Origin of the sequence: Mesorhizobium sp. M7A.F.Ca.US.005.03.2.1, from assembly GCF_003997795.1 — a bacterium.
In the GTDB taxonomy this organism is placed as follows: Bacteria; Pseudomonadota; Alphaproteobacteria; order Rhizobiales; family Rhizobiaceae; genus Mesorhizobium; species Mesorhizobium ciceri.
In genome coordinates this window covers 1-9,463 of record NZ_RZRP01000156.1, presented here as the reverse complement: position 1 = coordinate 9,463, position 9,463 = coordinate 1, and the positions used below count along the sequence as shown (strand labels likewise).

Annotated in this window: 8 protein-coding genes; 7 read left to right on the top strand and 1 reads right to left on the bottom strand. The window is 63.5% G+C overall.

The annotated features are described in order from the left end of the window. From EN991_RS11500 to EN991_RS11470, 7 genes are all read left to right on the top strand, one after another. Positions 1–738, top strand: a 738-nt coding sequence (locus EN991_RS11500) for a CpaE family protein (protein ID WP_206519191.1), incomplete at its 5' end; no start/stop codon positions are given. Beyond that, complete coding sequence (locus EN991_RS11495; protein WP_013531960.1) at positions 735–2,156, top strand: CpaF family protein; 1,422 nt, start codon at positions 735–737, stop codon at positions 2,154–2,156. The genes EN991_RS11500 and EN991_RS11495, both read left to right, overlap by 4 nt. A gap of 4 nt (positions 2,157–2,160) precedes the next feature. Next, on the top strand, positions 2,161–3,126 hold the full coding sequence (locus tag EN991_RS11490) for a type II secretion system F family protein (RefSeq protein ID WP_027162569.1): 966 nt from the start codon (positions 2,161–2,163) through the stop codon (positions 3,124–3,126). A 1-nt stretch (position 3,127) separates the two neighbouring features. Then, on the top strand, positions 3,128–4,090 hold the full coding sequence (locus EN991_RS11485; RefSeq protein WP_127368774.1) for a type II secretion system F family protein: 963 nt from the start codon (positions 3,128–3,130) through the stop codon (positions 4,088–4,090). Between the two features lie 80 nt (positions 4,091–4,170). Further along, positions 4,171–4,995 carry a hypothetical protein gene (locus EN991_RS11480; protein WP_127368773.1) on the top strand — a complete coding sequence of 275 codons (825 nt, stop codon included), beginning with the start codon at positions 4,171–4,173 and terminating at the stop codon, positions 4,993–4,995. 160 nt (positions 4,996–5,155) lie between these two features. After that, positions 5,156–5,626: a hypothetical protein gene (locus EN991_RS11475; protein ID WP_013531956.1), complete on the top strand. Its 471-nt coding sequence runs from the start codon at positions 5,156–5,158 to the stop codon at positions 5,624–5,626. Between the two features lie 160 nt (positions 5,627–5,786). Continuing rightward, positions 5,787–6,962 (top strand): GGDEF domain-containing protein, encoded by a 1,176-nt coding sequence (locus tag EN991_RS11470; protein WP_127368775.1) that lies wholly within the window; start codon positions 5,787–5,789, stop codon positions 6,960–6,962. Position 6,963: 1 nt separating this feature from the next. On the opposite strand, the gene gcvP is transcribed toward EN991_RS11470, so the two are convergent. After that, positions 6,964–9,463 (bottom strand): aminomethyl-transferring glycine dehydrogenase (gcvP, locus tag EN991_RS11465; RefSeq protein ID WP_127368772.1); only part of this gene is annotated, 2,500 nt, incomplete at its 5' end.

The following is a 9,463-nucleotide window of genomic DNA, read 5'->3' as shown; positions in this document are numbered from 1 at the left end:
TTCCAGCTGCATCACTCGGTGACGCGCGGCGCGTCGACCTGCGTCGTCGATCTCAACTTCCAGCAGGGCGCCTGTGCCGAATATCTCGACCTCGAACCGCGTTTCGACATCACCGAGATCGAGAACCAGCCCGAGCGTCTCGACCGCCAACTGCTCGACGTGATGCTGTCCAAGCATGCCAGCGGGCTTTGCGTGCTGGCGGCACCGGCGCATCCAGCCGAGATGCGCTCGTTCAAGACCGATGTCGTGGTGCGCATGCTGGATCTCGTTTCGGCCTATTTCGACAATGTCGTCATCGACATGCCCCGCACCTGGTTTCCATGGACGGAGACCGTGCTGCTCGGTTCCAACAAGCTCTACATCGTCGCGGAAATGACGGTGCCGTGCCTGCGCCACACCCAGCGGCTGATCCAGGCGGTCTACGAGACGGCCGGCAAGGAAGTGAAGCCGAACGTCATCGTCAACCGTTTCGAACAGAAGATGTTCGATAACGGCATCAAGCAGGCGGACGTCCAGGAAATCCTTGGCGAGCATTTCGTCGGCGGCATCGCCAACAACTACCGGCTGGTGCGCGAAGCAGTCGATCGCGGCGTACCGCTGCACGAGATCGATCCCAACGCCAATGTCGTCAACGATCTGAAGAAGATCATCCTGCCGGAAGAAGCGGTCCCGACCCGGGCGAAATCGCGCTCGCTGTTTGGCATGGGCCGTGGATTACTGAAGAGGAAAGCCGGATGACCAGCCGCTTCTCCACCCTGCAGAACCGCGATGCGCGTCCGCAGCGCGCGCCTGAGACGACGCCGGTCGCCCATCATGCCGTCGTCATACCAACCAGCCGAAAGGCTTTGCCGGCAAAGCCGGAAGCAGCGCTGGCGAAGAATGCCAACAAGGTGCTCGATGCGCGCGTGCGTATCCACCGGCTGCTGCTCGAAGAGATCAATCTTGTCGCGCTGGAGCGTTTGCCGAAGGATGAGATGCGCCGGCAAGTGCATGACTTCGTTTCGGAAAAGACCAAGCAGGAGCGGATGGCGATCAACACCGTCGAGCTTGACGCGCTGGTCGACGACATCGTCGACGAGATGGTCGGCCTCGGTCCGCTCGAGCCGCTGCTCAAGGATCCCGACATCAACGATATCCTGATCAACGGCCACATGAACTGCTTTGTCGAAAAGAAGGGCAAGCTGCAGCCGGTCCACATTCCGTTCAAGGACGAGGCGCATCTCCTGCGCATCGTCAACAAGATCGTCGCCGCGGTCGGTCGCCGCGTCGACGAATCGCAGCCGATGGTCGATGCCCGCATGCTGGACGGCTCGCGCTTCAACGCGGCCATCCGCCCGGTTGCGGTCGACGGTCCGCTGGTGTCGATCCGCAAATTCTCCAAGAACAAGCTCGGCCTGCATAAACTGGTCGAATTCGGCGCCATCACCCAGAACATGGCCGAAGTGCTGGCGGCGGCCGTGCATGCCCGCAAGACGACGATCATTTCGGGCGGCACCGGCACCGGCAAGACGACCATGCTCAATGCACTGTCGGCCTTCATTCCGGAAGACGAGCGGCTGATCACCATCGAGGACGCGGCCGAGCTCCAGCTGCAGCAGCCGCATGTCGCGCGCATGGAAACACGTCCGGCCAACATCGAAGGCCATGGCGAGCTGAAGCAGCGCGACCTGGTCAAGAACGCACTGCGCATGCGCCCCGACCGCGTCATCCTCGGCGAGTGCCGCGGCGAGGAGGCTTTCGACATGCTGCAGGCAATGAACACCGGCCACGAAGGGTCGATGGCGACCATCCATGCCAACACGCCGCGCGACGCCATTTCGCGGCTCGAGCAGATGCTTGGCATGACCGGCATGCCGATGACGGTGCAGTCGATCCGCAGCCAGATCGCCAGCGCGCTCGACCTGATCGTCCAACTGACGCGCCTGTCCGACGGCAAGCGCAAGGTGACCAGTGTCGCCGAGGTGACCGGCATGGAAGGCGATGTCATCCAGATGCAGGAGATCTTCCGCTTCGTGCGCACCGGCATGGAGGCCGACGGCAAGATTCTGGGCCACTACGAGGCGACCGGCATCCGGCCGCGCTTCCTCGAGGACCTGCGCGCCATGGGCATCGAGTTTCCCGGACGATATTTCGAACCCGGCCGGCCGCAGGAGTAGCCAAGTGTTCGATGGAATGAGCGCGATCTATGTCGTCTATGCCGCGGCCGCGCTGACCGGCATCCTGATCGCCGAGGCCTGTTACCTGCTTTATGCCGGCCGCAGCGACAAGCGCACCGCCATCAACCGGCGCATGAGGCTGCAGGAAAACAAGATCAGCCAGGAGCAGGTGCTCGTCCAACTGCGCAAGGAGCGCGGCCTTGACGCGGGCACGCCGCTGTTTTCGGCGGACCGGTTTCGCGCGCTGCGAACCCAGTCGGGCATGATCATGCCGCTGTCGAAATTCCTCATGATCACCTGCGGCGTGGCGATGGCGATGGCCCTGGTCGCCATCTGGTACGGCTTGCCGCCGCTGATGGGGTTCGTCCTGTTCGTGGTGCTCATGCCGCTATTGCCGGTGCTGACGTTGCGTTTCAAGCGCAAGCGCCGGCTGAAGCGGTTCGGCATGCAGTTGCCGGAGGCGCTGGAACTGATCACGCGTGGCCTGAAGGCCGGCCATCCGGTGCCGGTGGCGATCGCCATGGTGGCGCGCGAGATGCCCGACCCGATCGGCAGCGAGTTCGGCGTCATCGCCGACGAAGTGACCTACGGATCCGATCTGGTTTCGGCGTTGAACTCGCTGTTCGACCGGGTCGGCCAGGAGGATCTGCCGTTGTTCGTCACCGCCGTCTCGATCCAGACCAGTTCGGGCGGCAATCTGCGCGAGATCCTCGACGGCCTGGCGACGACGATTCGCGAGCGTGGCAAGCTGCGCCGCAAGGTGCGCGCCATTGCGACAGAAGGCCGGATGTCGGCCTACATTCTGACGGCCGTGCCGGCGTTGCTGTTTGCCGCCATCATGGCACTGATGCCGGGCTTCTACAGCGACGTCTGGGGCGAGCCGAAGACCTGGTATCTGCTTGGCGCGTCGATCACCTGGCTGATGCTGGGCAATTTGATGATGTTCAAGATGTCGAATTTCAAGTTCTGACATGCAGGATTTCATCGAATTCCTCGCCTCGCTTGCGCCGACCTCATTGATGCCGGTGGCCATACTGCTGCTGGCGGTGGGTGCTGCCGCTGTTGCCTGGCCTGTTGTCATGGCGAAGGGCGATCGCAACGAGGTCATGCGCCGGCTCAGGGTCGACAACGGTCCCGTGGCCGCCAAACCGGAGCCGGTGCAAAAGAAGAATACCGGCATCGTGCGCGAGAAGGCGGTGAAGCGGGCGCAGGAATTCTACGCCAGGAGCGATCCGGAAAATGTCGCGCGGCTGCGCATGAAGCTTATCCAGGCGGGCTACATGGAGCCGCGCGCTGTCGGCACGTTCTTCCTGATCCGGTTCACTGCGATGATCGGCACGGCAATAGGCGTGTTTGTGCTCAACCGCTGGATGGCCAGTCCGGACGCAACGATGGCCAGCCGCTGGACATTCGTCATCCTGTCGGGCGCGGCCGGTTATTTCCTGCCCGGCCTGGTGCTGAGCCAGAAAGTGCGGGAACGCAGGCGCGAGTACCGCAACGGCTTTCCCGATTTCATGGACCTGATGATTGTCTGCTCGGATGCCGGCATGAGCATGGAGGCAGGCATAGAGCGCGTCTCCAAGGAACTCGCCAAGACTTATCCCGCGCTCAGCCAGAACCTGCAGCTGGTGTCGCTGGAGCTGAGGGCCGGGCGCAGCCTCGACGATGCGCTGAAGGCGCTCGCCGATCGCCTCAGCCTGGACGAGGTGCGTTCCTTCGCCACGCTGCTGCAGCAGTCCAAGGAACTCGGCACCAGCCTGTCGGGGGCGCTGCGCGTCTTCTCCGACGACATGCGCCATAAGCGTATGTCGTTGGCCGAGGAAAAGGCGCACGCTCTGCCTGCCAAGATGTCGGTGCCCGTGGTTGTGTGCATCCTGCCGGTGGTGCTGATGATCGCGGCCATTCCAGTCATCGTCAAAATGACGGCGCACTAGCGAGCGCTCCACAAAAGCCCTAGCAAGGGGCTGACAAACCATTGTCCTGACCGAACCCGGCTTTGCAGGTGAGAAAGTCCATGCTGCTGCGCACCCTCTTCCTTGGCCTTGCCGCGGCCAGCCTGTCGCCCGCCTGGGCCGTGGCCGGCGATTGCGGCGATGCCGCCGCCTTGGTGCAGCAGGCCTATCCCAAAGCTCGAAAGAGCGCCGACGGCACCTCGTTCACGCTCGAACCCCACACCAGCATTGCCCTGACATTCGCGTATGGCGATCCGCCAGGGCTGGTTTGCAAGATCTGGCCCGCCCATGACGACCTGCTGTTGGTCGCAGTGCCGCTGATGGACGGGTCCCAACCCAGCGACTACGCGCATGCCGGCGATATCGAGCTTTTGATTGTCGACAGGAAGAGCTGGCAGGTGCGCCAGCGCCTGCTCCAGCCCGGGCTGATGAATGATGATGCCATCGCCATCCGCCAGGTGGAGCTTGATACCGGCCGCTATGCGCTGGCGCCCGATGTTACTGCCTTTGGCCTGCGCATCGAAATGGCAAACAATTCGCTGCCTAATCCGTTCAGTGAAACCGACCTGCGGCTCTATGCCGTCGATGGCGATTCCCTGAGGATGGTGCTCGATGGCCTGGTCGTGGCCGGCAATGGCGGCGAGGGTGATACCAATTGCGCCGGATCCTTCCATACCAGTCGGGTTAGCCTGGCGATGAGCCCGGCCAAACATCATGGCTACCACGACATAACGGTGGTCGAGCGAATGGATACCGACAATCCGTTGCCCGACAAGGATGGCGAGTGCCAGTCCCATCCCGGCAAGTCCGTGAGCCAAACCTACCGGCTACGCTATGACGGCAGCCGGTATACGGCTCCTGCGGGGCTCGAAGCCCTGGAGCCGTGAGGACGCCGCTGGCTGCGACTGAAGCACCGCGGCCTGGTGGTTAATGGCTGGTGTGCCCGAAGCCGAATTTTGGCGGCGTTTCGGCACCGAAGTTTAATCGCCGCTGATATATTGTGTTTCCTGAAGAACGACCCGGCAAATCGGGCGATGAGGCAGGGGCATGCGTCACAATAATTTCCCGGCAATGGCCACGATGGCGGCCGTCTTGATGATGTCTGGCTGTTCGACGAGTGGCGTCGACACCACCAAGACCACCGCCATCCAACCGGCGGCTAAAGACACCGAAACCTCCGATCTGGCGCAAGGCAAGGCGCAGTTTCGCGACGCCAATTACGGCCTCGCCGAAAAGCACTTCCGCAAGGCCGTCGAGTTGAAGGCCGACAATGCGGAGGCCTGGATGGGGCTCGCGGCTTCCTATGATGAACTCGGCCGCTTCGACTTCGCCGACCGTGCCTACGGCCAGCTTCTGAAAGTCGCCGGTCGCAGGCCGCAGATCGTCAACAATATGGGTTATTCGCAACTGCTGCGCGGCAATCGCAAGAAGGCCAAGGCGCTGCTGCTCGAAGCGAAGGCCGGCATGGCCGATCCCACCGTCGTCAACGCCAACCTCGCTCTCCTGAACAAGGGTTGATCTCGCGTCCAATGGTCCGGTTTCGGGACACGTGCCATCGACGCTTTGTAAACCCTATCTGCAGGTTGCATCGATGGATCGCCTGAAAACCCGTATCTGGGGGCAGCCGCTGACCTAGAATGCAGCGCAACCGCCGACGCTCGAGAGGCCCTTGCCCGATATGCTGGACTTCAGTTCGCTCCTGCTCGCAGCCGCGCTGTCGGGCATATGCCTCAGCGTCACCATGTTTGCGATCTGGTTCACCGCGCCCAAGGCAGGTTTCGTGCTGACGGTGGCGTGCGGAATTCTGGTGCTCGTCGCGCATGTGATCCTGTTCTGGCGGTACACCAAGGACCCCGATCCGCTGCTTTGCCAGATCGTGCTTGCGCTGCTCAGCCTGGGGTTCCTGATCCTCTGCTTGTCGGCCATGCAATATCTCGGCGTGCCCGGCTACAGGCGCGCCGTTGCACCGGCGCTTGCCGCCATGACTATCTGTGCCGCTGTCACTTTCCTTGGCTTTGACGGCGTTGGCTTCATCATCACCTACACCACGGTGACGGCGCTGCTGTCGGCGATCGGCGCCATGTTCTGGATCAACGGCAGTCACGATCGCCGCATCCTGCTGGTGGTTTCGTTTCTGAGCGGCACCTGCGCGATGTCGTTTGCGCTTTGCGGCGTGGTTCTGCTGACCAAGGGGCAATGGACGCTCGCGGTTGCGCCCGACAATTGGGCCGAACGATTGAATTCCGTCGTGGCGGTGGCCTGCATGACCGGGCTCGGAGCATTGACGCTCTCCCTCCATCATCTGCAGGCGCAGATCGAGCTCAAGGCCGAGACCATGACCGACCCGCTGACAGGGTTGCTGAACCGCCGGGCATTGACGTCGCTTTACGGCGAGCGGAGTTTCGGTCCATTCATGTCCATCGTCATGTTCGACCTAGACCACTTCAAGCGGACGAACGATGTCTACGGTCACCCGGTTGGAGATCAGGTCTTGTGCCGTTTTGCCGCCGTCATCAAGAAATATGCCCGGCCCGGCGTCGACGCTTTTCGCCTTGGCGGCGAGGAGTTCGCAGTCGTCATGTCGCGGATGACGGACGAAAAGGCCTACGATCTCGCCAGCAAGATCGGCGTGGCTTTCGGCGCCGAAATCGTCCCCACCCAGCTCGGCAAATTGCGCAGCACGGTCAGCGGCGGCATCGGCTTTGGCGAGGCAAGCGGCAGCAGCCTCGACAACGTGCTCACCGAGGCAGACGCGGCGCTCTATGCCGCCAAACGCGCCGGACGAAATTGCGTCATCAGCCGCAAGAGGATGGGCAAGGCCGAGCCGATCAAGCCGGCCTTGCGCTCAGCGTAAATTACTCCGCGGCCCCCAGATAGTCGGACAGCGGCGGGCACGAGCAGACCAGGTTGCGGTCGCCGGCGACATTGTCGATGCGTGACACCGGAGGCCAGTACTTGGCTGCCGTGTCGGCGTCGCCGGCCGGATAGGCCGCTTCCAGGCGCGAGTAGGGATGGTTCCACTGGCCGGCCAGCGCCTCGGCGGCGGTGTGCGGCGCGTTGACCAGCGGATTGTCGGCCAAAGGCCATTCGCCCCTGGCGACTTTTGCTGCCTCTGCCGATATGGCGATCATGGCCTCGCAGAAGCGATCGATTTCCCGCTTGGGCTCGGACTCGGTCGGCTCCACCATCAGCGTGCCGGCGACCGGGAACGACATGGTCGGCGCGTGAAAACCATAATCGATCAGCCGCTTGGCGACATCGTCGACACTGATGCCTGCACTCTCCTTGAGCACACGGGTGTCGAGGATGCATTCATGCGCGACGCGTCCCTGCCTGCCCTTGTAGAGCACCGGGAAATGCGCACTGAGCCGCGTCGCGATGTAGTTGGCGGAAAGGATCGCCGTTTCGGTCGCCTGCTTCAGGCCCGAGGCGCCCATCATGCGGATATACATCCAGGTGATCGGCAGGATCGAGGCGCTGCCGAAGGGGGCGGCGGAGACGGCGTGCGCCGAGCCTTCGGTGACATGGCCGGGCAAATACGGCTTCAAATGCGCCTTGACGCCGATCGGCCCGATGCCGGGTCCGCCGCCGCCATGCGGAATGCAGAAGGTCTTGTGCAGGTTCATGTGGCAGACATCGGCGCCGATGTCGCCGGGACGGGCAAGCCCGACCAGCGCGTTGAGGTTGGCACCGTCGAAATAGACCTGGCCGCCATGCTCATGGATCAGCGCGCAGAGATCGCGTGCGCCTTCCTCGAACACGCCATGCGTCGAGGGATAGGTGAACATCAGCGCTGCGAGATTTTGCGCATGCTCAGTCGCCTTGGCCTTCATGTCGTCCATGTCGATGTTGCCGTCTTCGGTGCAGCGCACGACGACGACGCTCATGCCGGCCATCGCCGCGCTCGCGGGATTGGTGCCATGCGCCGAGGAGGGGATCAGGCAGACGGTGCGGTGGTTGTCGCCGCGCGAGCGGTGATAGCCGCGGATGGCGAGCAGTCCGGCATATTCGCCCTGGCTGCCGGCATTGGGCTGCAAGGTGACGGCGTCGAAGCCGGTGATCTCCGACAGCCAGCCCTCCAGCTCGCCGATCATGGCACGGTAGCCTGCCGAGTGCGCGGCCGGGGCGAAAGGGTGCAGATTGGCAATGCTCGGCCAGCTCACCGGCATCATCTCGGCGGCGGCGTTGAGCTTCATGGTGCAGGATCCCAGCGGGATCATGGCGCGGTCGAGCGCCAGGTCCTTGTCGGCCAGCCGGCGCAGGAAGCGCATCATCTCGGTTTCCGACTTGTTTTCGTGGAAAACAGGCTGGGTCAGGAACTCCTTGCCGCGCGGCTTGCCGGGCACCGTGCTGTCGGCGGAGGCACCAGCCTTGGCGCCGAACAGGGCCGCGATTGCGTCGAGATCGGCCTCGGTGGAGGTTTCGTCGAAGGCGATGCCGATGTGGTCGGCATCGACGGCACGCAGCAATCTGCCGCCCTTTTCAGCGGCGGCGGCGATCGAAGCTGCCTTGCCCTTCACCTCGGCCGTCACCGTGTCGAAGCGGCTTGACCCGAGCACGGAGATGTTTGCTGCTTTGAGCCCGGCGGCAAGACGATTGGCCAACGTGTGGATGCGCCCGGCAATCGCCTGCAGCCCGGCGGGGCCGTGCCAGATGGCATAGGCGGTCGCCATATTGGCGAGCAGCGCCTGCGCGGTGCAGATGTTGGAGGTCGCCTTGTCGCGGCGGATATGCTGTTCACGCGTCTGCAAGGCAAGCCGGTATCCGGGCCGGCCCTTGCTGTCGGTGGACTGGCCGACCAGGCGGCCAGGCATCAGCCGCGTCAGCCTGTCGGAGACGGCGCAATAGGCCGCGTGCGGGCCGCCAAAGCCCATCGGCACGCCAAAGCGCTGCATCGGGCCGACGGCGATGTCGGCGCCAAGCTTGGCCGGCGCGTCGGTCAGCGTCAGGCCGAGCGGGTCGGCGATGAAGACGACGAGGGCGCCGGTCGCGTGTGCCTTGTCGATCGCTGCCTTGTGGTCGCCATAGACGCCAAATGTATCCGGCCAGGAGACAAGCAGGGCGGCGGTGTTGTCGTCGATCGTCTCGCCATCGATCTCGATGCCGAGCGGCTCGGCGCGGGTGCGCACCACGTCCAGCGTCTGCGGGTGCGGCGTGCCGGCAAGTGCTACCTTGGTGCGCTTGTCGCGGTGATGGCGCAGCGCAATGCCGACCGCCTCGGCCACGGCGGTTGCTTCATCCAGCAGCGACGCCGATGCCACCGGCAGGCCGGTCAGTTCGGTGACCAGGGTCTGGAAGTTGAACAGCATTTCCAACCGGCCCTGGCTGATCTCGGCCTGATAGGGCGTGTAGGCC